This is a genomic window from Shinella sp. BE166, from assembly GCF_051201095.1.
In the GTDB taxonomy this organism is placed as follows: Bacteria; Pseudomonadota; Alphaproteobacteria; order Rhizobiales; family Rhizobiaceae; genus Shinella; species Shinella lacus.
The window spans coordinates 613,604-635,134 of sequence record NZ_JBPEHL010000001.1; the positions used below are offsets into that span (position 1 = coordinate 613,604).

Annotated in this window: 20 protein-coding genes; 13 read left to right on the forward strand and 7 right to left on the reverse strand. The window is 64.8% G+C overall.

What is annotated here, in order from left to right; genetic code table 11:
- The first annotated feature begins 50 nt into the window (after window positions 1–50).
- Window positions 51–1,298: an enolase C-terminal domain-like protein gene (locus J2Y63_RS02805; RefSeq protein ID WP_435264821.1), complete on the forward strand. Its 1,248-nt coding sequence runs from the start codon at window positions 51–53 to the stop codon at window positions 1,296–1,298.
- A 25-nt stretch (window positions 1,299–1,323) separates the two neighbouring features.
- Here J2Y63_RS02805 and J2Y63_RS02810 read toward each other — a convergent pair whose 3' ends face one another.
- Together J2Y63_RS02810 and J2Y63_RS02815 are read right to left on the reverse strand one after the other, a co-directional pair.
- On the reverse strand, window positions 1,324–1,704 hold the full coding sequence (locus J2Y63_RS02810; RefSeq protein ID WP_435264822.1) for a hypothetical protein: 381 nt from the start codon (window positions 1,702–1,704) through the stop codon (window positions 1,324–1,326).
- A gap of 11 nt (window positions 1,705–1,715) precedes the next feature.
- Window positions 1,716–2,780 carry an SDR family oxidoreductase gene (locus tag J2Y63_RS02815; RefSeq protein ID WP_435264823.1) on the reverse strand — a complete coding sequence of 355 codons (1,065 nt, stop codon included), beginning with the start codon at window positions 2,778–2,780 and terminating at the stop codon, window positions 1,716–1,718.
- Between the two features lie 301 nt (window positions 2,781–3,081).
- Here J2Y63_RS02815 and J2Y63_RS02820 point away from each other — a divergent pair, with 301 nt between their 5' ends.
- The 7 genes from J2Y63_RS02820 (at window position 3,082) to J2Y63_RS02850 (ending at window position 11,109) form a co-directional block, all read left to right on the forward strand.
- The gene (locus J2Y63_RS02820; protein WP_435264824.1) at window positions 3,082–4,986 is read left to right on the forward strand and encodes a sigma-54-dependent Fis family transcriptional regulator; all 1,905 of its coding nucleotides are present in this window, start codon (window positions 3,082–3,084) and stop codon (window positions 4,984–4,986) included.
- A 172-nt stretch (window positions 4,987–5,158) separates the two neighbouring features.
- A complete protein-coding gene (locus tag J2Y63_RS02825) occupies window positions 5,159–5,938 on the forward strand; it encodes an SDR family NAD(P)-dependent oxidoreductase (protein WP_435264825.1) in 780 nt (259 codons plus the stop codon).
- A gap of 27 nt (window positions 5,939–5,965) precedes the next feature.
- The gene (locus J2Y63_RS02830; protein WP_435264826.1) at window positions 5,966–7,498 is read left to right on the forward strand and encodes a sugar ABC transporter ATP-binding protein; all 1,533 of its coding nucleotides are present in this window, start codon (window positions 5,966–5,968) and stop codon (window positions 7,496–7,498) included.
- Entirely contained in the window at window positions 7,488–8,474 is a 987-nt protein-coding gene (locus J2Y63_RS02835) for an ABC transporter permease (RefSeq protein WP_435264827.1), read from the forward strand. Before J2Y63_RS02830 ends, J2Y63_RS02835 begins: the two co-directional genes overlap by 11 nt.
- A 37-nt stretch (window positions 8,475–8,511) precedes the next feature.
- Window positions 8,512–9,483 carry a substrate-binding domain-containing protein gene (locus tag J2Y63_RS02840; RefSeq protein ID WP_435264828.1) on the forward strand — a complete coding sequence of 324 codons (972 nt, stop codon included), beginning with the start codon at window positions 8,512–8,514 and terminating at the stop codon, window positions 9,481–9,483.
- A 61-nt stretch (window positions 9,484–9,544) separates the two neighbouring features.
- Window positions 9,545–10,285 carry an SDR family NAD(P)-dependent oxidoreductase gene (locus J2Y63_RS02845; RefSeq protein ID WP_435264829.1) on the forward strand — a complete coding sequence of 247 codons (741 nt, stop codon included), beginning with the start codon at window positions 9,545–9,547 and terminating at the stop codon, window positions 10,283–10,285.
- Between the two features lie 215 nt (window positions 10,286–10,500).
- Window positions 10,501–11,109: a TerC family protein gene (locus tag J2Y63_RS02850; RefSeq protein WP_435264830.1), complete on the forward strand. Its 609-nt coding sequence runs from the start codon at window positions 10,501–10,503 to the stop codon at window positions 11,107–11,109.
- Between the two features lie 7 nt (window positions 11,110–11,116).
- Here the strand turns inward: J2Y63_RS02850 and J2Y63_RS02855 are convergent, their stop codons facing one another.
- Both J2Y63_RS02855 and J2Y63_RS02860 read right to left on the reverse strand, forming a co-directional pair.
- Window positions 11,117–11,998, reverse strand: coding sequence for a PhzF family phenazine biosynthesis protein (locus J2Y63_RS02855; protein WP_435264831.1), 882 nt, complete (start codon window positions 11,996–11,998; stop codon window positions 11,117–11,119).
- Window positions 11,999–12,072: 74 nt separating this feature from the next.
- The gene (locus J2Y63_RS02860; protein WP_435264832.1) at window positions 12,073–12,948 is read right to left on the reverse strand and encodes a helix-turn-helix domain-containing protein; all 876 of its coding nucleotides are present in this window, start codon (window positions 12,946–12,948) and stop codon (window positions 12,073–12,075) included.
- A 78-nt stretch (window positions 12,949–13,026) separates the two neighbouring features.
- Between J2Y63_RS02860 and J2Y63_RS02865 the strand changes: the two genes are divergently transcribed.
- A complete protein-coding gene (locus tag J2Y63_RS02865; protein ID WP_435264833.1) occupies window positions 13,027–14,184 on the forward strand; it encodes a serine hydrolase domain-containing protein in 1,158 nt (385 codons plus the stop codon).
- 48 nt (window positions 14,185–14,232) lie between these two features.
- On the opposite strand, the gene J2Y63_RS02870 is transcribed toward J2Y63_RS02865, so the two are convergent.
- Window positions 14,233–14,679 (reverse strand): VOC family protein, encoded by a 447-nt coding sequence (locus tag J2Y63_RS02870; RefSeq protein ID WP_256114659.1) that lies wholly within the window; start codon window positions 14,677–14,679, stop codon window positions 14,233–14,235.
- 105 nt (window positions 14,680–14,784) lie between these two features.
- A complete protein-coding gene (locus J2Y63_RS02875) occupies window positions 14,785–15,786 on the reverse strand; it encodes an AraC family transcriptional regulator (RefSeq protein ID WP_435264834.1) in 1,002 nt (333 codons plus the stop codon).
- 119 nt (window positions 15,787–15,905) lie between these two features.
- On the opposite strand from J2Y63_RS02875, the gene J2Y63_RS02880 reads away from it, so the two are divergent.
- The 3 genes from J2Y63_RS02880 (at window position 15,906) to J2Y63_RS02890 (ending at window position 19,196) form a co-directional block, all read left to right on the forward strand.
- Window positions 15,906–16,673, forward strand: coding sequence for a 3-hydroxyacyl-CoA dehydrogenase (locus tag J2Y63_RS02880; RefSeq protein ID WP_435264835.1), 768 nt, complete (start codon window positions 15,906–15,908; stop codon window positions 16,671–16,673).
- A 25-nt stretch (window positions 16,674–16,698) separates the two neighbouring features.
- Window positions 16,699–17,889 carry an acetyl-CoA C-acyltransferase gene (locus J2Y63_RS02885; RefSeq protein ID WP_435264836.1) on the forward strand — a complete coding sequence of 397 codons (1,191 nt, stop codon included), beginning with the start codon at window positions 16,699–16,701 and terminating at the stop codon, window positions 17,887–17,889.
- A gap of 188 nt (window positions 17,890–18,077) precedes the next feature.
- Complete coding sequence (locus J2Y63_RS02890) at window positions 18,078–19,196, forward strand: branched-chain amino acid ABC transporter substrate-binding protein (protein WP_435264837.1); 1,119 nt, start codon at window positions 18,078–18,080, stop codon at window positions 19,194–19,196.
- Window positions 19,197–19,241: 45 nt separating this feature from the next.
- Here the strand turns inward: J2Y63_RS02890 and J2Y63_RS02895 are convergent, their stop codons facing one another.
- A complete protein-coding gene (locus tag J2Y63_RS02895) occupies window positions 19,242–20,099 on the reverse strand; it encodes a LysR family transcriptional regulator (protein ID WP_435264838.1) in 858 nt (285 codons plus the stop codon).
- 92 nt (window positions 20,100–20,191) lie between these two features.
- On the opposite strand from J2Y63_RS02895, the gene J2Y63_RS02900 reads away from it, so the two are divergent.
- The gene (locus J2Y63_RS02900; protein ID WP_435264839.1) at window positions 20,192–21,529 is read left to right on the forward strand and encodes an aspartate aminotransferase family protein; all 1,338 of its coding nucleotides are present in this window, start codon (window positions 20,192–20,194) and stop codon (window positions 21,527–21,529) included.
- The last annotated feature ends 2 nt before the right edge of the window (window positions 21,530–21,531 follow it).

Here is a 21,531-nt window from a genome sequence, read left to right on the forward strand (position 1 = left end):
CGGCGTCACGCCCGGCCGTTCCCAACAGAAAGACCGCATTGGAGCCTCCCATGAAGCGACCGAAAATCACCGATATCAGGGCCACCACCGTCACCGTGCCGCTCGAAGCGCCGCTGCGCCACTCCAATGGCGCGCATTGGGGACGGTTCGTGCGCACCATCGTCGAGGTGGAGACGGATGTCGGCATCATCGGTCTCGGCGAGATGGGCGGCGGCGGGGAGAGCGCCGAGGCGGCGTTCCGGGCGCTGAAACCTTATCTCGTCGGGCATGATCCCTTCGAGCTCGAAAACCTCCGCTTCATGATCTGCAACCCGACCGCCAGCCTCTATAACAACCGCACGCAGATGCATGCGGCGATTGAGTTCGCGTGTCTCGACATTATGGGCAAGTTCCTCGGCGTGCCGGTCTACGACATCCTTGGCGGCAAGATGCGCGATGTCGTTCCCTTCGCCAGCTACATGTTCTTCCGCCTGCCCAACAAGGATACCGGCGAGGGCGAGACGCGCACGGCCGACCAGTTGATCGAGCAGACGCTCGCCTTGAAAAAAAAGTGCGGCTTCACCACGCACAAACTGAAGAGTGGCGTCTTCCCACCGGATTATGAGTTGGAAGTCTTCCGCGCCTGGGCGAAGGCGCTCGGGCCGGATAGCGTGCGCTACGACCCCAATGCGGCCTTCAGCGTCGAGGAGGCGATCCGTTTCGCCAAGGGCATCAAGGACCTCAACAATGATTATTACGAGGACCCGACCTGGGGCCTGAACGGCATGCGCCGGGTGCGCGAGAACACGTCCATGCCGCTTGCCACCAACACGGTTGTAATCAACTTCGAGCAGCTTGCGGCCAACATCCTCAACCCCGCGGTCGACGTCATCCTGCTCGATACGACCTTCTGGGGTGGCATCCGGCCCTGCGTCAAGGCGGCGGGCGTGTGCGAGACCTTTCAGCTCGGCATCGCCGTGCATTCGTCCGGCGAGCTCGGAATCCAGCTCGCCACCATGCTGCATCTCGGCGCGGTGCTGCCGAACCTCGTCTTCCATGCCGATGCCCACTATCACCAGCTCACAGACGACATCATCGTCGGCGGGCCGATGCGCTATGAGAACGGTGCTATCAAGGTGCCGACGGCGCCGGGCCTCGGCGTCGAGCTCGACCGCGACAAGCTCGGGAAATATGCCGACCTGCACAAGACGCTCGGCGGCTATCCCTATGACCGCGACCCGTCGCGTCCCGGCTGGTTCTCCGTCGTCCCGAACACCAAATGGGCGGATCCGAACGACAACCGTGTCGTCGCCTATTGAGGCGCCGACACACCTCATAGCGGCCTCACAAGGGCAGCGGCTGGTTTGCGCTCTGTTTGAACTCGACCGTGACGAAGACAAGCGGCTCGGTGCCGATGTTCTCCAGGTCGTGGATCATCGATTGGCCGGCGTCGAAGGTGAAGTGTTTCGTCTCGCCGGCGGTATAGGTGGCCTCGGCGATGCGGCCGTCGCCGTAGTGGCTGCGCGCCCGGCCGGGCACCAGCGCCGTCCAGAAATAGTTGAGCACATGGCGGTGGAATCCTAGGCGTTCGCCCGGAGGGATATGGAGATGCCAGATACGCAGCGTGTCGGTCTCCGACACGAGTTTTCCGCCGACGCGGCCGTTTTGCTGGTTGGCGGCGAATTCCTCGGTCAGGGCTTTCGGCCAGGTCTCGAATACGTCCATCGTGTGTTCCTCTAGTTCTGGAGCGGCGGGATGAGCCGCTTGGCCTGGAGCTGGCCGATCTTCTCGATCAGCGTCGCTTCGGTCGACCGGATTTCGTGGCAGCCGTGAATGCGCAGCTTGGTGAGATCGGAGACGACATCGAAGCCCGTGTGGAAAACCCAGTCGCCGAAGCCCCAGGGGATGGCGTCTTCGTAGCGTGCGGGGGTGAGGAAATAACGCTCCGTCATCGACGACCACAGCGGGCCTTTGTCGCGCATGTGATCCACGAGGCGGATCGACAGGGGCGGGCCGATTTCCAAGCCGTAGTGATCGGCGAGCGCTGTCCAGAGCTGGTCCCAGCGAAAGAGATCGCCGTTCGTGACGTTGTACGCCTGGCCCGCGGCAATCGGCGCTGTTGCCGCCCAGATGCTGACGCGGGCGAGCAGGTCGGCGTCGGTCGCCTGCATCAGCACGCCGTAGCCGGCGGCCGAACCCGGAAAGCGGAACGGCACTGCAAGCTCCCGGCAGATCGCGGCATAGGCACCGATGACCATGGCGAGGTTCAGCGACTTGCCGCCGATGGCGCCAAGCACGACATCCGGCCGCAGCAGCGAATAGGTCCAGCCATGCCGCGCGCAATATCCCGCCAGCGTGTCTTCAAGATCGTAGTAGAAATTCGGCGGCATGTGGCGCGGATCATCTTCGCGCATCGGCGTCTTCACCGGTCCGAGATGCAGGCCATAGACCTTGCCGCCCTGGAACAGCACCACCCGCTCGATCGGCGCCCCGGCACCGGCCAGCCCGTCCAGCAAGTTCGCCAGCATCGCCGCATTGTGGTGGGCCTCCTGCGCGAGATCACGGTCCGGCACGTAGGCCGCGTAGAAGACATGTGTGACATCGGAGAGGACTTCACGGTGGGTTGCAAGCGAGGCCGGATCGGCAAGGTCGGCCGCGATCCACGGAACGCCGGACATGAAGGCCGGGGCCTCGTTGCGCGCTGTTCCCACCACGCTCCAATCGGAACAGGTTTCGAGATAGCGGACGACGGCGTGACCGATCACACCGCTTGCACCGACGACGAGCGCCTTCTTCGACATGGTTTCCTCCGGACGATTGTGCTTCGCCAAAAGCACAGCAGTTTCCGTGCCAACTGGGCGCGCACCGGAAAACGGGGGCTTGCGAACCAAGACACTGGCGCAGTGCGACACGGCTGCGACAGCCTGGTGTTGCAGGCGCGGGCGGGCCTTATGAGCATTGCGCGAAATGACAGAAGCGGCGGCTTCGTGCTATCGGTTTCACAAGGATGTGCTGTTGACGTCGCGGGCGGGACGGCGACAATTCGCGCGTAAGGAACCACGCCGAACATAATCCGGTTGAGGGCGTCGGGAGGACGTAACCATGACTGCCACGACAAACCATTCGCACACGGTCATCTCCGCGCTCGGCCAGTCGGCGCGGTTGCAGGGTGCCAACCAGCCGCATCTGTCGCGCGTCGTCGCCTCCTGGGAGCGCTGCGTCGAACAATACGGTCTCGACCCGTACAAGGTGGCCTTTCCGACGGTCGTCACGCAGACCGAACTCAAGAGCTACCAGGAGCGGGTGGAGGACCTCATCGCGGTCGCGATGCCGGAAGTGGAGCGGCTGTTCACCCGTTTCGTCGCGCATGACTACATCGTCTCGCTGACGGATGGCCGCGGCGTCACGGTGTTGTTCCGCTCGCAAAACCCGTCCGCCGGCAAATGCGCCGATTCCGGCCTGATCCTCGGCGCGGTCTGGTCGGAGGAGTTGCAGGGCACCAATGGGATCGGCATCTGCCTAGCCGAGGCGAAGCCCGTCTCCATCGTCATGGACAACCATTTCGACGAGCGCCTCGTCGATTTCAGCTGTACCGTCGCGCCGATCTTCGGCGGTGGCGGCAAGGTGGCTGCGGCCCTCAACGTCAGCACCGCGCGGCCGAGCGATCATTCCGTGCAGTCGATCGTCAGCGAAGTCGTGCGCCGCGCCGCACGCCGCATCGAGAACCGCTTCTTCTCGCGCTGCCACACGGGCCGCGACCTGCTGCGCGTCTCGCAATACGAGGATTTTTCCGATGTGGGCGTCGAGATGCGCATGGCGCTCGATTCCTCCGGCCGCATCGTCGATGCGACGCCGGACGTGCTGCGCTTCCTGTCGCGCAAGAACACGTCCTTGATCGGCCAGTCGCTGTTCGACGTCACCGGTGCTGGCCGCAACGTCTTTTCGAGCGCGGAGTCGGCGGAGATCGAGGTCAACGGCAACCGGTTCTTCATCCGCCTTGCCGAATCCGACAAGCGGCCGGCGCTGGCCGCAACGGCGTCGCGCGTGCTGCCCAAGGCGGCGGTGCAGGCGCCGGACATGAAGCTGCTGGTCGGCGACGATCCGGCGATGGCGCTCCAGATCGGGCGCATGCAGAAGCTCGTCGATCGCCGCCTGCCCGTGCTGCTCCAAGGCGAGACCGGCTCCGGCAAGACGGCGCTGGCCAAGGCGCTGCACCAGGCAAGCGCCTGGTCGAAGGGGCCGTTCGTTTCCATCAACTGCGCCGCCATTCCTCCGGAACTGATCGAAAGCGAGCTGTTCGGCTATCGTCCCGGCGCCTTCACCGGCGCTTCCAAGCAGGGCTCGAAAGGGCGGATCGCCGAAGCCGACGGCGGCACGCTGTTCCTCGACGAGATCGGTGACATGCCGCTGGCGCTCCAGACGCGGCTGTTGCAGGTGCTGTCGGACGGGGAGTTCGTCGCGCTTGGTGCGACCGAGCACACGAAGGTGCAGTTCTCGCTGATCTCGGCGAGCCTGCACGACATTCCGAAGCTCGTCGAGGAAGGGCGCTTCCGGCAGGACCTGTTCTACCGGCTCAGTGGCGCGACCTTGAGCGTGCCGCCGCTGCGGGCGCGGTCCGACCGGCACCTCGTCATCGAGCGCTTTCTCCTGCGCGAGGCCGTCGAGGCCGGCATTCCCGATGCGCGCATCGATCCGGCTGTGCTGAAAATCCTGCTCGCCTACCAGTGGCCCGGCAACATCCGGGAGCTGAAACATGTGGCCCGTTTCGCGGCGACGCTGGCGGAAACGGCGACGATCTCGCTTCGCGATCTTCCGCCGCCTTTCAAGGCGGACGGTGCCGGCGGCCCGGCCGATGTGACCGGCAATGAACGCCAGATCATCGAGCTGGCGTTGCAGCAGAGCGGCTGGAACGTCAAGCTCGCCGCCCAGCGGCTGGGCATCTCGCGCGCGACGTTGCATCGCCGGATTTCCGCGCTCGGCCTGATCCGCATGGCGTCCGCGCCGTGAGGCGCAGGGCGTGTCGCAGATGTGACACGCCCCTGTCGCTGCGTCCAAGGCCTGCGACACGAGTATTTTTATTAAGTTATTGAAATATAATAATTTTAAGAGTTGGCACGCTTCCTGCTCCTTCTTTTGCGAGGCTGGCGATCATCGTCAGGAAAGCAAGGAGGAGCATCCGATGTCGAACAAGGGTCAAACCGCATCTCAGGGCCGCGTCGAGGGCAAGGTGGCGATCGTAACGGGCGGCGCGCTCGGCATGGGGCGAGCCTTCTCGCTCCGGCTCGCCGCCGAAGGCGCGACGGTTATTGTCACCGACATCAACCGGGAAGACGGTGAAAAGGTCGTCGCGGACATTGAAGCGGCCGGCGGCACGGCGGAGTTCCACGTCCTCGACGTCGCATCCGAGGAAGACTGGGCAAAGCTCCAGAAATCCGTCGCGGAAAAATTCGGCAAGGCCGATATCCTGATCAACAATGCCGGCATCTACCTTTCCGGCACGACGGAAAACACCGACAGCGCCGCCTGGGACAGGACCTTTTCGATCAACGCCAAGGGCGTGTTTCTCGGGTCGCGCGCCGCAATCCCGCTGATGCGCAAGGCCGGCGGTGGTTCGATCGTCAATATCAGCTCGAACTGGGGCATTGTCGGCTTCCCCGACGCGGTTGCCTATGTCGCCTCCAAGGGTGCCGTGCGCCTGCTGACCAAGGCGACGGCAACGGAAGTGGCCAAGGACGGCATCCGGGTCAACTCGGTGCATCCGAGCCTGACGATCACCCATCTGTCGAAGGACATCGTCAACGACCCGGTCGCCACCAAGGCGCTGCTCGGGCCGTCCCTGCTGGGTCGCCCCGCAAAGGCGGAGGAGATCGCCAATGGCGTGCTTTTCCTCGCCTCCGACGAGTCCTCCTACATGACCGGCAGCGAACTGGTCATCGACGGCGGTTATCTCGCGAGCTGATCCTCTCTGGCCGAGCGGAGGCTTGCCATGACCCAATACCTGGTGGAGGCGCGCGGCGTCTCCAAATCCTTCGACGGCGTGCCGGCCCTCGTCAACGGCGAGATCACGCTCGCCCCCGGTGAGGTGCTGGCGCTGTGCGGCGGCAATGGGGCGGGCAAATCGACCTTCCTCAACATCCTCATGGGCCTGCTCCAGAGGGATGAGGGAACGGTGCGGATCCACGGCCGGGAGGTCAACTTCCGCTCGCCTGCCGATGCGCTTGCGGAAAGCATCGCCATCATCACGCAGGAGCTTTCGCCGGTGCCCGACATGACCGCGGCCGAGAACATCTTTCTCGGCCGGGAGCCGCGGCGCGGCGGGGGGCTTGTCGATCATGCGGCGATGCTGCGCAACGCGCGCCAACTGCTCGCGGAACTGCATTTCGACGTCGATGCTGCGCGAAAGATGGCGCAGCTCTCGCTGGCGCAGACCCAGCTTGTCGAGATCGCGCGCGCCATCAGCCGCAATGCGCGCATCCTCATCATGGACGAACCGACCTCAGCCATCGGCGAGCATGAAACGCAGATCCTGTTCGATGCCATCCGGCGTCTCACCGCCAGCGGCGTCGGCGTCATCTATGTCAGCCACCGGCTCGAAGAGCTTTTCGAGATCGCCGATCGCTACACGATCTTCCGCGACGGCCGCTACATCACCAGCGGCAACATGGCCGAGATCGACCGGCGTCACTTGGTGGAGCTGATTATCGGCCACGAAATGCCGACGCGCAGCGAAGCTACGGGAGCGAAGGCAGACGACGCGCCGATCCTGCTCGACGTGGAGCACCTGTCGCACCGCCAGCAATTCCACGATATCAGCCTTCGTCTTCGCGCCGGCGAGATCACTGGCATCTACGGCCTGATGGGCTCGGGCCGCAGCGAATTCCTGAACGCCGTCTACGGTATTGGCGCGCGCAACGAAGGCGTGGTGCGGCTCTGCGGCACCGTCCTGCCGCCCCAGCGCCCGGACCGGGCGATCGCCGCTGGCATGGCCATGGTGACGGAAGACCGCAAGGACACCGGGCTCAATCTCGAAGCCTCGATCCGGCACAACATTTCCATGCCTGTGCTCGGCAGCCTGGCGCGGTTCGGAATGATTGCGCGTGGACGGGAGAAGGTGCTGAGCGCCGGCATGATCAAGCGCCTTTCGGTGCGCGCCAGCGGCGACGGCCTCAAGGTCGCGGCCTTGAGCGGCGGTAACCAGCAGAAGGTGGTGGTGGCGCGCTGCCTCGCCTCGCAGCCGAAGGTGCTGATCTGCGACGAGCCCACCCGCGGCATCGACGAGGGCGCCAAGCAGGAGATCTACCAGCTCCTGCGGGATTTTGCGGCAGGCGGCGGGGCGGTGCTCGTCTGTTCCTCCGAGGCGCCGGAACTGCTGCAGCTCTGCGGCTCCATCGCGATCTTCAAGAAGGGCCGGCTGAAGCGCTTCGTGCGCGCCGCCCAGTCCGACCAGCGCACGCTTTTGCACGAGGCATCCTTGAGCCTCAGCCTCGAGGAGGGGGAGGAAAATGTCCATGAACAGTGAAAGTCTTCGTAAGCCGGGCAGCCCGGCCCTGTCGCAATTCGGCGCGACCGCCCGCAATATCCTGCAGAACCAGGGCATCCTGATCGTCTTCGTGCTGCTGTGCGTCGTGCTCACGCTGTCGAGCGAGTTCTTCCTGACCTGGAACAACTGGACGAACATCATCCGCCAGACCGCGATCAACGGCATTCTGGCGATCGGCGTGACCTATGTCATTCTCGCCGGCGGCATCGATCTGTCCGTCGGGTCGGTCATGGCGCTGTGCGGCGCGGTGGCGGCGAGCTTTTCGGTGACGCCCGACCATTCGTTCATCGGCGTGGCGCTGCTCGCAAGCCTTGCCACCGGTTTTGTCGCCGGTCTCGTCAACGGCGCGCTCACCGCCTACCTGCGCATCCCCGCCTTCGTCGTGACGCTCGGCATGCTGAGTGCCGCGCGCGGCCTGACCTTCATCTACACGGATGGCCGGCCGATCTCCAACCTGTCGCAGCCGTTCCTGTGGTTCGGCAACGGGGCGGTGCTCGGCATTCCGGTGCCGATCGTCGCCCTCGCGGTGGTCTTTGCGGTCTGCTGGTTCGTGCTGCGCTACACGGTGTTCGGCCGCCACGTCTATGCCGTCGGCGGCAACGAGCGGGCGGCGATCACCAACGGCGTGCGCACCCGCCGCGTCACCGCACTCACCTACATCGTCTCCGGCGTGCTGGCCTCGCTTGCCGGCGTCATCCTCACCGCCCGCTCGACCGCCGCCCTGCCGCAGGCCGGCATCGCCTATGAACTCGACGCGATAGCGGCCGTGGTGATCGGCGGCACCAGCCTTTCCGGCGGCAAGGGCACGCTGATCGGCACCGTCTTCGGCGCGCTGATCATCGGCACCATCAACAACGGTTTGGATCTCTTGGGAATTTCTTCCTACTACCAGCAGGTCGTCAAGGGCCTGATCATCGTCGGCGCCGTCCTGCTCGATGTCGGGCGCCGCCGCTAAAATTCTACCAACCACAGAACCTCGGGAGGATATGTCTGTGAAACTGAAGAAACTCGCCCTCATGGCAGCCGCGTTGACGCTGATGTCGACGCAGTCCGCATGGTCCGAATACCGCATCGCGCTGATGCCCTTCGGCCTGCCGGAATATATGTCGACCTTCGTCAACGAGATCGAGCAGCATCCGCTCGTCAAGGACGGCACGGTCAAGATCACCGTTCTCGACGGTCGTTTCGACGCTTCCGTCCAGAGCAACCAGATGGACACGCTGATCACCCAGCGGGTCGATGCCATCATCTTCTCGCCGATCGATTCCGAGGCGGCGACCGCACCCGTGGCGCGCGCCGCCGCGGCCGGCATCCCGGTCATCGGCGCGGTGACGAAGGCCAATTCGGACCAGATGTTCGCCTATATCGGCACCAACGACGTCGATGGCGGACGCATCATCGCGGAGCATATGGCAAGCGAACTGAAGGGCGCGGGCAACGTGGTCATCCTCGAAGGCCCGATCGGCAACTCGCCGCAGCTGCTGCGCCGCGAGGGCATCGACGGTGTCCTGGCAAGGAACCCGGACTTGAAACTCCTCGCCTCGAAGACCGCCAACTGGTCGCGCGCCGAGGGACTGGCCGTGATGGAGAACTGGCTCTCGCTCTACGGCGATGCCGTCAACGGCGTGATCGCCGAGAACGACGAGATGGCGCTCGGCGCGATCCAGGCGATCGAGGGCAAGGGGCTCGACACGGCCAAGGTGAAGGTGGTGGCGATCGACGGCATCCAGGACGGCATCCGCGCCGTGAAGTCGCACGGGCTGTTCACGCTGTTCAAGTCGGCCCATCACGAGGGGCAGGGCGCACTCGACCTCGCCTTGCGCGCGGTCGTCGGCGAGAGCTACGAGCCGAAGGCCGACATCTGGCAGGGCGACATGACATGGGCCGGCGGCACGGCCAAGCAATATGACGTGCCGTGGATCGAGATCACCCCGGCCAATGCCGACAAATTCCTGAAGAACTGACCATAGCGCGACCGGGAGGACACTCCCGGTCGATCCCGGCCAGGCTTGCGGAGCTTATACAATGTTGAAAGACAAGATCATTCTCATCACCGGCGGCGCCAAGGGCATGGGCGAGGCCCATGCACGGCTCTTTGCCGAGCGCGGCGCGACGGTGCTGATCACCGACATGGACAGGCGCGGCGAAACCGTCGCTCAAGATATCGTCGCGGCAGGCGGCAAGACCCGTTTCCGCACGCTCGACGTCACCGACGAAGAGCAGTGGAAAGCCTGCGTCGCATGGGCGATGACGGACCACGGCAGGATCGACGGGCTCGTGAACAATGCGGGCATCCTGATCCGCAAGACGATCACCGACATCGACATGGCCGACTGGAACGCCCTGTTCGATATCAACGTGAAGGGTACGTTCCTCGGCTGCAAACACGTCCTTCCCGCCATGAAGGCCGGCGGCTCGATCGTCAACGTGTCCTCGATTTCCGGCCATGTGGCGAACATGGAAGGCATGAGCGCCTATTGCGCCACCAAGGGCGCGATCCGCCTTCTCACCAAGGGCGTCGCCGTCGATTACGCAAAGTTCGGAATCCGCGTCAATTCCGTGCATCCCGGCACGATTTCGACGCCGATGACCGCGGAATACGAGGCTGATCCGAGCAAACACGAGATGCTGGTTGGCGTCACGGTGATGGGGCGCATCGGCCAGCCGCGAGAAGTCTCGGAGGCGGTCGCCTTCCTGCTGTCCGATGGCGCGTCCTACATGACGGGGTCGGAAACGACGGTCGATGGCGGTTTTACCGCCGTGTGAGCAGCCGGAGGCCTCGATGAAGGCGGAGGATCCGCGGCATGCGCCCGCGGATTTCTTCCTGCGCCCAGGTGGAGGCCGAGCGCCCGCCGTGCTGCTGGACCTTGCAAAACGCGAACCCGACGCTGTACTGATCGCAAGAGGCTGAGGAGTCGCTCGGACAAGAGAAACCCGAGTCGCTTACCCGGCAGTCGATGCATATCTGAGGGTGGGGACGCATGGATATATTTACATCAGCCGGTCTGACGGCGCTTTTGCAGGTCATCGCAATCGATCTGGTTCTCGCTGGCGACAACGCCGTGGTCATCGGCCTTGCGGCGGCGGGGCTGGAACCCGCGCAGCGCAAGAAGGCGATCCTCGTCGGCATCATCGCGGCAACGCTGCTGCGCATCGCCTTCGCCACGGTGGCCGTGCACCTGTTGGCGATCATCGGGCTTCTTCTCGCCGGCGGCCTGCTTCTGCTCTGGGTCTGCTGGAAGATGTGGCGCGAACTGCATGCCGGCCATAATGGCGAGGAGGGCGTGGACGTCGAAGGCGCCCCGCGAAAAACCTTCTTCCAGGCCGCGACACAGATCGTTGTCGCCGACGTTTCCATGTCGCTGGACAACGTGCTCGCCGTCGCCGGTGCCGCGCGTGAGCACCCGAGCGTGCTGATCGTCGGCCTTGCGCTCTCCATCGCGCTGATGGGCATTGCGGCGAACTTCATCGCCCGCCTGCTCAACAAGCACCGCTGGATCGCCTATGTCGGCCTTGCGATCATCCTCTATGTCTCGCTCGACATGATCTATCGCGGCGCCGTCGAAGTGATGCCGTATCTCTCGCCCTGACGACGCTTCATGCGGCAGTGGCTTCGCCACCGTCCATGCGCACCCGGCCGCCCAGCCAGCAGCCGGTGGCCCGGCCGTTGTCGACGTTGAAACGGACCGAGATTTCGGAAGGGCGAAACATCGCCCGGCCCTGGCGGATGGTGATGGTGCGGGGGTAGGCCTCCACCAGCCCGTTTGCTAGCAAGCCGAAAGACAGCGCCGCCGCCGCGATCCCCGTCGCCGCGTCTTCGGGATAGCCTGACGACTGCGGGAACTGGCGGGCATCAAAGACCTGTTCGGCGCGGTCGACCGCGGCGTAGGGATAGAGGCCCGTGGAGCCGATCCTTGTGCAGATCGCCTCGACCCGCGTGTAGTCGGGCTGGAGGTTGTCCAGAATGTCGGGGCTTGCCAGAGGCACCAGCGTTTTCACCCGGCTCGTGCAGGCGTTCTGGATGGGGAAGGGCGCGAGGTGCCTTTCCGCGATGCCGAGCACGCTCAGGATTTCGGCTATGTCGTCGCTCGGCACAGGCTCGATCGTGCCTGCCGGCTGCGAGATCTCGACGGACCCGGCATCCAGAATCCGCGCCTGGACCCGGCCGCTTTTCGTCAGGATGTCGAGGTGGTCCTTCTCTAGGCGTCCGAGATGCTGGAGCAGCCAGATGGCGCCGACGGTGGCGTGGCCGCACATGGACATTTCATGGTTCGGCACCCAGAAGCGAAGCGCAAGGTCATAGTCCGCGCCGGCCGGCGGGCTGATGACGAAACCGCTTTCGTGGCCGAAGGCGCGCGCGACCTGCTGCATGTCGGCATCGGACATGCCATCCGCATCGAGCACGATCGGCGCCGGATTGCCGCCGTTCGGGCCGCCGTAGAAGACGCTGACGAAATGGAGATCGCGATTCTCAAACATGTTTTGTTCCTCCGGCTGGACGTGATGGGGCCAGGATAGGGGGAATGCCGCAACCGCGGCATGCCCGGCGGGCCTTACGCCTTGACCGAACGGGCCATGCCCGACCGCACATCCGACGGGGATCGGTCAAGCAGGTGCCGCATGGCGCGCGCCAGTGCCGCGCTGCTTTCGAAGCCGATCCTGTAGGCGATTTCGCCGATGGGCAGGTCTGTCTCCTCAAGAAGACGGACGGCATTTTCAATGCGCACCTCCTGCTGGAACTGCCCGATCGACCGGCCGGTCGCGTCCCGAAACAGCCGCGTCAGGTGCCGCCGGGACAGGCCGAAATGCTGGGCAAGCTGGTCGAGCGGAAGGTCGCGCTCCGCGTGAAGGCGGACGAAAGATCTGATGTCTTCCACCAGCGCGGTGCCATGGTTCTGCGGGGTCGCGGTGGAGAGCGGCTTGCCGGAAAAGATGTCCATGAGGCATTGCGTCAGCAAGGCGGAGGAGAGCTTTCTTCGAACGGAACTGTTTGATTCTCCAAGATCTTTGCGCGTGAGCAGGGCCTGGATGGCGCGAATGGCCGGCGTCCGGGCGATCTGCACAGGCGCGCCGGTACGCCGGCGAAAAGCCGCGCGCGAACCGATCGTGTCGACCAGCCGCAGCAACGCGTCCGGCGCTGCATAGAGCGCGAGATGCGCGCTGGCGCCCAGGCCGGCGCGGGTCGTGTGAGCGCGCTCCGGCGGAACCAAGATGAAGCGATCCTGCGACAGCCAGAGGCCGCGCGGCTGGCCCTCGTGCGAGAGTTCGATCACGCCGCTGCTCGGGATCATGACCATGTATCCGTCGTGCCAGTGCCAAGGCACGGCATAGTCCTTTCCGCCGCCGATGAGCGCCATATGCTCGTCGTCCGCAGCGATCAGCGATGCCGCGTCGCTCGGTTTTCGCAGTTGCTCAAGGGATCGCAGCATGGTTGTCTCCGTGCATCCGGCAGGCCTTCGAAAGGCCGGTCGAGAATGAGATATGCGTGATCAAGGACGTCAGACACAATGCCCCCATCTTCATTTGCCGCCCGATACGGCTTCGAACGCGATGCCGTGCGACTGGACAACTGGCGGCAGGCCCCTTGCAACGTCTGGGCCTTTCGCAACGTCGGCGAACTGGTCCCCTCGATGCGCATCCGGGCGTCGGCTCGTGCGGCGGACGAGGCGGTTGGTGATCCGCTCCGCATTCTGGCGACACATGCCGCGGCGCTGCTGCGCAGTTCCACGGATGCCCTCGTCGTCATGAAACATGGCCGTGTGATCGCCGACTATTACGCAGCCGATTTCGGGCCGCAAGACCAGCATATCGTGTTTTCGATCAGCAAGTCGATCACGGGTCTTCTGGCCGGTCTTGCCGAGGGCGATGGACTGCTTGATCCGGAAGCGCCCGTTTTTCTCTATGTCCCGGAGATTGCGGGCTCGGTCTATGCGGATGCCACCGTGCGCCATCTGCTGGACATGCGCATCACCCTGGATTTCGAGGAGGACTATCTCGACACGTCAGGCAAATACGGCCGCTATCGCCGGGCCGTTCTCTGGCATCCGACCGAGGCGGGCCAGCCGTCGCTCGATCTCTTGGATGTCCTCGCCTCGCTGAAAAAAGGCCCCGGCGACCATGGCGGCGCGGTCTCCTACAAGTCGCCGAACTCGGACATGCTCGGCCTGGTGGTCGAGCGAGCCTGCGGGCAGCGTTATGCGGATTTCGCCTCGGCGCGGCTGTGGAAGCCGATGGGCGCGGCGCAGGACGCACAGATCACGGTCGATCGGGCCGGGGCGCCACGCGCGGCCGGCGGCATATCGATGACGGCAGGCGATCTCGCGCGCGTCGGCGAGATGATGCGCAATGGCGGGCGATCGCCGACCGGACAACAGGTGCTGCCGGAAGCCTGGGTCGAGGACACGACAAGGACCGGCGGCAGTTCCGAGGCCTGGCTGGCGGGCGGCAATTTCTGGCTTCCCGACGGGCGCTATCGCAATCAATGGTATCAGACGGGATATCCGAGCGGGGCCTTTGCCGCGATCGGGGTGCATGGCCAATGGCTCTATGTCGACCCGTCGGCCGGCGTGGTCATCGCCAAGCTGTCCTCGCAACCCTTGCCGGTGGATGAAGAATGCGATCGGCTGTGCCTGTCGCTGTTTCAGGCGATCTGCGCGGCTGCGTGAAAACTGCCGCCGGCTTAAGGCCGGCGGCAGTTGCGAAGGTTTGAAGGGTCAGGCCTGGCCCGGCTGCCAGTCACCCGAAGGGATGCTGTTGATCATCCATGGTACGCCGAATTTGTCGACGAGCGAGCCGAAGCCGGGCGACCAGAAGGTCTCGGAAAACGGCATGATCGCCTTGCCCCCTTCGGAGAGTTCATCAAACCAGCGCTTGGCCTCGGCCTTGTCCGTGGTGTGCAGCGTGACGTCGAAGCCGTTCTTGGGCTTGTCGACATTGGGCGCCCAGGCGACATCCATGTCGGCGCCCATCAGCGCCTGGTCGCCGACGTCCAGCCAGCAATGCATCAGCCAGGTCTTGTATTTAGGATCGCTGATCGGCATGTCCGGCGGCGCGTCGCCATATTCCATGGCCGCGGTGATCTTGCCGCCGAGCACTTTTGCGTAGAATTCGAAGGCTTCGCGGCACTGTCCCTGGAAGCTCAGGCTGGTTACGATTTTCATGGTCGGCTCCTCGTTGTCGATGTTTTGGTCACATGGAAAATAGCCTGCCGTAAGGTGATGTTGATATCAACGTAAATGACCCGCCAAGTCAGCCCGACAAATGGTTTACCCGGCCGAACTTCTCTGCAAGCCGCGCCGGAAGAGGGCCGGTGATTTGCCAGTCCATTTGCGGAAGGCGCGATAAAAGGCGCTCGGCTCGGAAAACCCGAGGTCGGCGGCAAGCTCGGCGACGTTCGTGCCGCCGTCGGCCAGTGCCTCCATGGCGAGCGCGCGGCGCAGGTCGTCCTTGATCGAGCGATAGGTCTCCCCCTCCAGCCGCAGGCGTCGCCGGAGGCTCGGCGCGGCAACGCGCATGCGGCCGGCCAGCACTTCGAAACTCGGCCAGGCGGCGGGCGGCGTGGCGTGCAGCCGCTCGCGAATGGCGGCGGAAAGGCCGAGGTCATGTCGATAGCGCACGAGGATGTTTGCCGGCGCATGCCGGAGAAAATCCTTCAGCGCCCGCTCGTCGCGGATCGGTGGCAGCTTCAGGAATTCGGCATCGAAGACGAGCCGTGTCTCGGGCTGGTCGAAGCGTACGGGCGCGCCGAAGAACAGGCGATAATCGGTGCCTGTGGGCGGTGCGCTGCAGCGGAAATCGACCCAGCGGATCGGCACCCGCCGCCCCACCAGCCAGCAATTGACGCCATGCACGATGATCCAGAACGTGCGGTAGGCAAAGGCCGAGCGCATGGCACCGCTATCTCTCAGCACGATCTGCGCCAGCCCCTTTTCGACGACCAGTTCGCCATGCGGATCATCCAGCACCACCCGCAGGAAGCGGAGCGCGCGCCGCAGGGCATGTTCGAGTGTCACGGTCGACAGGATGGCGTGGCACAGCAGAGCAAAGCTACCGGCGCGCATCGGGCGCGCGCCTTCGCCGAAGAACTCGTCGTCCATGGTCCGCGCCACGGCATGCCAGAGCGCCCCGTATTGTTCGGCCGGAATGGGGCCGGTGATGACGGGCGGCAGGCCGACCTGGGCCAGCAGCGGCGCGGCCGCCACGCCGTGACGTTGCAGGCATTCCAGCGTGTCGTCCAGGAAACACGGGGCGATCATGCGGCGTTCCATGGTAACGGTCCCGTCCTCGACTATGGCAAAAGCGATCACCAAAACTGCGATCTTCGGTCATTGCATACCATATTTTGCCGCCGCATCATCCTGCCTGAAACGGGTGGGAGCAGGAAAGCATGGAACTGAAGAGCCGCGTCTTCGTCGTCACGGGCGCCAGTTCCGGGCTGGGTGCCGCCGTGACGCGCATGCTGGCTGCGGAAGGCGCAAGCGTGCTGGGGCTCGATGTGAATGTTGCGGCCGGCGAAAAGCTGGCCGCCGAACTCAGCGAAACCGTGCGGTTCCGCCAGGCGGACGTGACCAGCGAGGCTGATGCCAGCGCCGCTCTTGCCTATGCCAAGGAGGCGTTCGGCCATGTGCACGGCCTGGTCAATTGCGCCGGCATCGCGCCCGGCGAAAAGATCCTCGGCAAAAACGGTCCGCACGGGCTGGACAGTTTCGCCCGCGCCGTCACCATCAACCTGGTCGGTACGTTCAACATGGTGCGGCTTGCGGCGGCCGTCATGGCCGAGGAGGAGCCGGACGGTTTTGGCGAGCGCGGGGTGATCGTCAACACGGCGTCGATTGCCGCCTTTGATGGCCAGATCGGCCAGGCCGCCTATGCGGCCTCGAAGGGTGGGGTGGCCGCGATGACGCTGCCGGTGGCGCGCGAGCTGGCGCGGTTCGGCATTCGCGTGGTGACCATCGCTCCCGGCATTTTCGAGACGCCGATGATGGCCGGCATGTCGCAGGATGTGCAGGACACGCTGGCCGCAAGCGTGCCCTTTCCCCCGCGCCTCGGCCGGCCGGCGGAATATGCCGCGCTGGTAAAACATATCTGTGAGAATACGATGCTAAACGGCGAGGTCATCCGCCTCGATGGAGCATTGCGCATGGCGCCGCGGTGAGGCCGGCCATGGGAAGGAGGATCGCATGAACAATCAGGACCCGGTGGTCGTCGTCGGCCAGGCCCGAACGCCGCTCGGCGGTTTCCAGGGCGATTTGAAGGATCTTTCCGCACCCGAGCTGGGTGCCGCCGCCATCGGCGCCGCCCTGGAACGCGGCGGCATCGCCTCGGCCGATGTCGATGAAGTCGTGTTCGGTTGCGTTCTCACGGCGGGGCTCGGCCAGGCGCCGGCCCGCCAGGCGGCCATCGGCGCCGGCATTCCGTTTGGCGTGGGAGCCACGACCGTCAACAAGATGTGCGGCTCGGGCATGAAGGCCGCCATGCTGGCGCATGATCTGATCCAGGCGGGTTCCGCCGCGATCGTGGTCGCGGGCGGCATGGAAAGCATGAGCAACGCCCCCTATCTGCTCGACCGGGCGCGGCAGGGCTATCGCATGGGGCACCAGCGGACACTCGACCACATGTTCCTCGATGGGCTGGAGGACGCTTATGACAAGGGGCGGCTGATGGGCACCTTTGCGGAGGATTGTGCCGAGGCCTACCAGTTCAGCCGCAGCGCGCAGGACGATTACGCCATTGCCTCGCTGGAGAAGGCCCAGAAGGCGGGCGCCGAGGGTGGCTTTGCCGACGAGATCGCGCCGTTGACCATCGGCTCGGGCACCAAGGTGCGGACCGTCAGCCAGGACGAGCAGCCGCAGAAGGCGCGGATCGACAAGATACCGCTGCTGAAGCCGGCCTTCCGCGACGGCGGCACGGTGACGGCCGCCAATGCCTCGTCGATTTCGGATGGCGCGGCGGCGCTCGTGCTGATGCGCCGGTCGGCAGCAGAGGGGCAGGGCACCGCGCCGCTCGCTATGATCCGCGGCCACGCCACCTATGCGGATGCGCCCAACCTCTTTCCGACCGCGCCGATCGGCGCGATCCGGGCGCTCTGCCGGCGGGTCGGCTGGGAGATCGGCGATATCGACCTGTTCGAGATCAACGAGGCCTTCGCTGTCGTGCCGATGGCGGCGATCCGCGAACTGGGGCTCGCCCCGGACCGGGTGAACGTGAACGGCGGCGCCTGCGCGCTCGGCCATCCGATCGGCGCCTCCGGCGCCCGGGTGATCGTGACGCTGGTCAATGCGCTACGCCTGCGCGGACTGAAACGCGGCATCGCATCCGTCTGCATCGGCGGCGGCGAGGCGACGGCGATAGCGGTGGAGATCCCCGACTGACCTGACGAAATCCACAGAGCGGTCGGCGGCATAAGAACAAGGGAACACACCCGGCGACCACACACCGTCCAACATCATCGGGACGGAAACCCGGCGCGCTTCGCGCGCGCCGGATGGCTTTCTGCGTCAATCCGTGGGCGCCGCAGAAAGCTTCATCAACGCCCGCAGCCATACTGGGAGCGCATCAAATGAAGAAACTACTCTTGTCCTCCGTGGTCCTAACGTCGCTTGCGATGTTCAGCGCCCATGCCCGGGCCGATATCCTGATCGGCGTCGCCGGTCCCATCACCGGCCCGAATGCGGCCTTCGGCGCGCAGTTCGTCAAGGGCGCGGAACAGGCCGTCGCCAACATCAATGCCGCCGGCGGCGTGCTTGGCGAACAGTTGAAGGTCGTCATCGGCGATGACGTGTCCGACCCCAAGCAGGGCATTTCGGTCGCCAACAAGTTCGTCGCCGACGGCATCCATTATGTGGTTGGCCATTTCAACTCGGGCGTCTCGATCCCGGCTTCGGAAGTCTATGCAGAAAACGGCGTGCTGCAGATCACGCCTGCTTCGACCAACCCGCAATTCACCGAGCGCGGCCTCTGGAACACGTTCCGCACCTGTGGGCGCGACGACCAGCAGGGCAAGGTCGCGGGCGAATATATCGCCGCGAACTTCAAGGACGCCAAGATCGCCATCGTGCACGACAAGACGCCCTATGGTCAGGGTCTCGTCGACGTGGCGCGGCAGACGCTGAAGGAACACGGCATCGGCGACGTGCTCTATGAAGGCATTACCAGCGGCGAGAAGGATTTTTCGGCGCTCATCGCCAAAATGAAGGATGCCGGCGTGACGCTGATCTATTTCGGCGGCCTGCACACCGAGGCCGGCCTGATCATGCGCCAGTCCGCCGACCAGGGGCTGAAGGCCACGCTGTTTTCCGGTGACGGCATGGTGTCCAGCGAACTGGCGCAGATCGCCGGCGATGCGGTCATCGGCACGCTGAACACCTTCGCTCCCGATCCGCGCCGCAACCCGACTGCAAAAGAGGTGGTCGAGAACTTCCGTGCCGCGGGCTTCGAGCCGGAGGCCTATACGCTCTATTCCTACATCGCCGTGCAGATCGTCGCCGCGGCCATCGAGAAGACCGGCTCGGCCGAGGACGCGCAGAAGGTGGCCGAAACCATCAAGGCGGGCGGACCCTGGGCCACGGCGCTGGGCGAGATCGGCTATGACGCCAAGGGCGACATCACGCGCCCGGACTACGTCATCTACGAATGGAAAAAGGGCGAGGACGGCAAGCCGACCTATTTCGAGAAATAGGTTCTGCTCCGACGGCTGCGGCGGGGGAGGCCCCGCCGCAATTCGCTATAGTGTGGGCAGCGTCGCGCGGATGTGATCGGCAAAGGTGGTGACGGCGGGCGAGCGGTCGCCTTCCGCGAAGACGATCAGCATGCCGAGATGCGGCAGATGCGGCAGCGGCGCATTGAGGATGTGCAGGTCCGGCGGCACCGCCTCCTGCGTCATGACGCAGATGGCGAGGCCGGAGCGGGCAAGGCCGATCAGCCCGGCAAGGCTGTTACTGGCATAGGATATCTTGTAGCGCAGGCCCGCCCGCGCCATCGCCTCGCAGGCCGCGCGGTGATCCATGGCATTGGAGGCCGGCAGTGCCAGCGGCACTGTATCGCCGAAATCGTGCAGTTCGAGCGTCGGCTTGCTGCCGACCCAGACGAGGGGTTCGGTGCGCACGACATTGTCGACGTCGTTCAGGTTGGGTGTCGATACCAGCGCCAGATCGACCTTGCGCGATTGCAGCAGCCCGCGCAGTTCGGCGGTCGGTGCCGAGACGACCTTGATCTCGACGTCCGGATAGCGCGTGCCGAAACTCTTGAGGAGCATCGGGAAGAAGGACAGCAGATAATCTTCCGGGCTGCCGAAGACGATGGAGCCGTGCAGGCCCTTGTCGGAAAAGGCGGAGACCGCTTCGTCGTGCATTTTCAGGATGCGCTCGGCATAGGCAAGGAACCGTTCGCCGCTGCCCGTCAGCCGCACGCCGCTGCCGCTGCGGTGCAGCAGGTTCTGGCCGAGCGTCTCTTCCAGCCTCTGCATCTGCATCGTCACGGCCGATTGCGTGCGCCCGACCTGCACCGCCGTGGCGCTGAGCGAGCCGGAATGGGCAGCGTGAACGAAGGTAATGAGCAGGCGAAGATCGAGCGGACCATACATATCAGTTTTCCTTATATCCGAATCCAAGAACTATCAATTTTACAGAGATGACGCCAGCGGTTACCGTTTTTTCACAGACATTGGAGGCTCACATGTCAAACAATCAGGATCCCGCCTTCTGGGCAGCCGCTCGAAAGCATCTCATCCGCTACGGCGGCAGTTTCGACCCCGCCATCATCGAACGCGCCGAGGGCTCCTTCGTCTATGACGCGGACAACCGGCCGATCCTCGACTTCACCTCCGGCCAGATGAGCGCGCTGCTCGGCCATTCCCATCCGAAGATCGTCACCGCCGTGCAGCGCCAGATGGCAAAGGTCGCGCATCTCTTCTCCGGCATGCTGTCGCGTCCCGTGGTGGAACTCGCCGAGCGCCTGGCGGCACTGGCACCGGGCCTCGACCGCGTCATGCTGTTGTCGACGGGTGCGGAATCGAACGAAGCCGCCATCCGCATGGCCAAGCTCGTCACCGGCCGGCACGAGATCGTCGCCTTCTCCAAGAGCTGGCACGGCATGACGGGCGCGGCGAGCTCGGCGACCTACAGCGCCGGCCGCAAGGGTTACGGCCCCGCCATGGTTGGCTCGCTGACCATTCCCGCGCCGAACACCTTTCGCCCGCGCTTTCGCCATGCGGATGGCAGCCTCGACTGGAAGACGGAGCTCGACGACGCGTTCGGGCTGATCGACAGCCAGTCGGTCGGCAGCCTCGCGGCCTTCATCGCCGAACCGATCCTGTCGAGCGGCGGCTTGCTTGAATTGCCGCTCGGTTATCTCGCCGCGCTGAAGGAAAAATGCCGCGAGCGCGGCATGTTGCTCATCCTCGACGAGGCGCAGACCGGCGTCGGCCGCACGGGCACCATGTTCGCCTTCCAGCGTGATGGTGTTACGCCGGATATCCTGACGCTCTCCAAGACGATCGGTGCCGGCCTGCCGCTTTCGGCGGTCATGACGACTGCGGAGATCGAGGATACGGCGCATGAGCGGGGCTACCTCTTCTACACCACGCATGTCTCCGATCCGCTGCCGGCGGCAATCGGGCTGGCCGTGCTCGATGTCGTCGAGGAGGAAGGGCTCGTCGAGCGCGCGCGCCATATCGGCGGCAGGCTTTTCGAGGGGCTGTCGCAGCTGAAGTCGCGCTTCGAATGCGTCGGCGACGTGCGCGGCCGCGGCCTGATGCTCGGCGTCGAGATCGTCAAGCCGGATGGCAGCGGCGGTTCCGATCACGAGCTTGGCAGCCGCATCGCCGCGGAAGCCTTCCGCCGCGGGCTCAGCATGAACATCGTCAAGCTGCCGGGTATGGGCGGCGTGTTCCGCATCGCGCCGCCGCTGACGATTTCCGAAGACGAGATCGACCTCGGCCTGCGCATCATCGCCCAGTCCATCGAGGCGGCATCGGCCGCCGGCGCAATCCCCGCCGGCATTGCGGCAGAGTGAGG

Excerpts from the sequence above, each read along its gene's own strand:
- J2Y63_RS02805 (WP_435264821.1), top strand. The coding sequence starts at position 51 with ATGAAGCGACCGAAAATCACCGATATCAGGGCCACCACCGTCACCGTG.
- J2Y63_RS02810 (WP_435264822.1), bottom strand. The coding sequence starts at position 1,704 with ATGGACGTATTCGAGACCTGGCCGAAAGCCCTGACCGAGGAATTCGCC.
- J2Y63_RS02815 (WP_435264823.1), bottom strand. The coding sequence starts at position 2,780 with ATGTCGAAGAAGGCGCTCGTCGTCGGTGCAAGCGGTGTGATCGGTCAC.
- J2Y63_RS02820 (WP_435264824.1), top strand. The coding sequence starts at position 3,082 with ATGACTGCCACGACAAACCATTCGCACACGGTCATCTCCGCGCTCGGC.
- J2Y63_RS02825 (WP_435264825.1), top strand. The coding sequence starts at position 5,159 with ATGTCGAACAAGGGTCAAACCGCATCTCAGGGCCGCGTCGAGGGCAAG.
- J2Y63_RS02830 (WP_435264826.1), top strand. The coding sequence starts at position 5,966 with ATGACCCAATACCTGGTGGAGGCGCGCGGCGTCTCCAAATCCTTCGAC.
- J2Y63_RS02835 (WP_435264827.1), top strand. The coding sequence starts at position 7,488 with ATGAACAGTGAAAGTCTTCGTAAGCCGGGCAGCCCGGCCCTGTCGCAA.
- J2Y63_RS02845 (WP_435264829.1), top strand. The coding sequence starts at position 9,545 with ATGTTGAAAGACAAGATCATTCTCATCACCGGCGGCGCCAAGGGCATG.
- J2Y63_RS02850 (WP_435264830.1), top strand. The coding sequence starts at position 10,501 with ATGGATATATTTACATCAGCCGGTCTGACGGCGCTTTTGCAGGTCATC.
- J2Y63_RS02855 (WP_435264831.1), bottom strand. The coding sequence starts at position 11,998 with ATGTTTGAGAATCGCGATCTCCATTTCGTCAGCGTCTTCTACGGCGGC.
- J2Y63_RS02860 (WP_435264832.1), bottom strand. The coding sequence starts at position 12,948 with ATGCTGCGATCCCTTGAGCAACTGCGAAAACCGAGCGACGCGGCATCG.
- J2Y63_RS02865 (WP_435264833.1), top strand. The coding sequence starts at position 13,027 with ATGCCCCCATCTTCATTTGCCGCCCGATACGGCTTCGAACGCGATGCC.
- J2Y63_RS02870 (WP_256114659.1), bottom strand. The coding sequence starts at position 14,679 with ATGAAAATCGTAACCAGCCTGAGCTTCCAGGGACAGTGCCGCGAAGCC.
- J2Y63_RS02875 (WP_435264834.1), bottom strand. The coding sequence starts at position 15,786 with ATGGAACGCCGCATGATCGCCCCGTGTTTCCTGGACGACACGCTGGAA.
- J2Y63_RS02880 (WP_435264835.1), top strand. The coding sequence starts at position 15,906 with ATGGAACTGAAGAGCCGCGTCTTCGTCGTCACGGGCGCCAGTTCCGGG.
- J2Y63_RS02885 (WP_435264836.1), top strand. The coding sequence starts at position 16,699 with ATGAACAATCAGGACCCGGTGGTCGTCGTCGGCCAGGCCCGAACGCCG.
- J2Y63_RS02890 (WP_435264837.1), top strand. The coding sequence starts at position 18,078 with ATGAAGAAACTACTCTTGTCCTCCGTGGTCCTAACGTCGCTTGCGATG.
- J2Y63_RS02895 (WP_435264838.1), bottom strand. The coding sequence starts at position 20,099 with ATGTATGGTCCGCTCGATCTTCGCCTGCTCATTACCTTCGTTCACGCT.
- J2Y63_RS02900 (WP_435264839.1), top strand. The coding sequence starts at position 20,192 with ATGTCAAACAATCAGGATCCCGCCTTCTGGGCAGCCGCTCGAAAGCAT.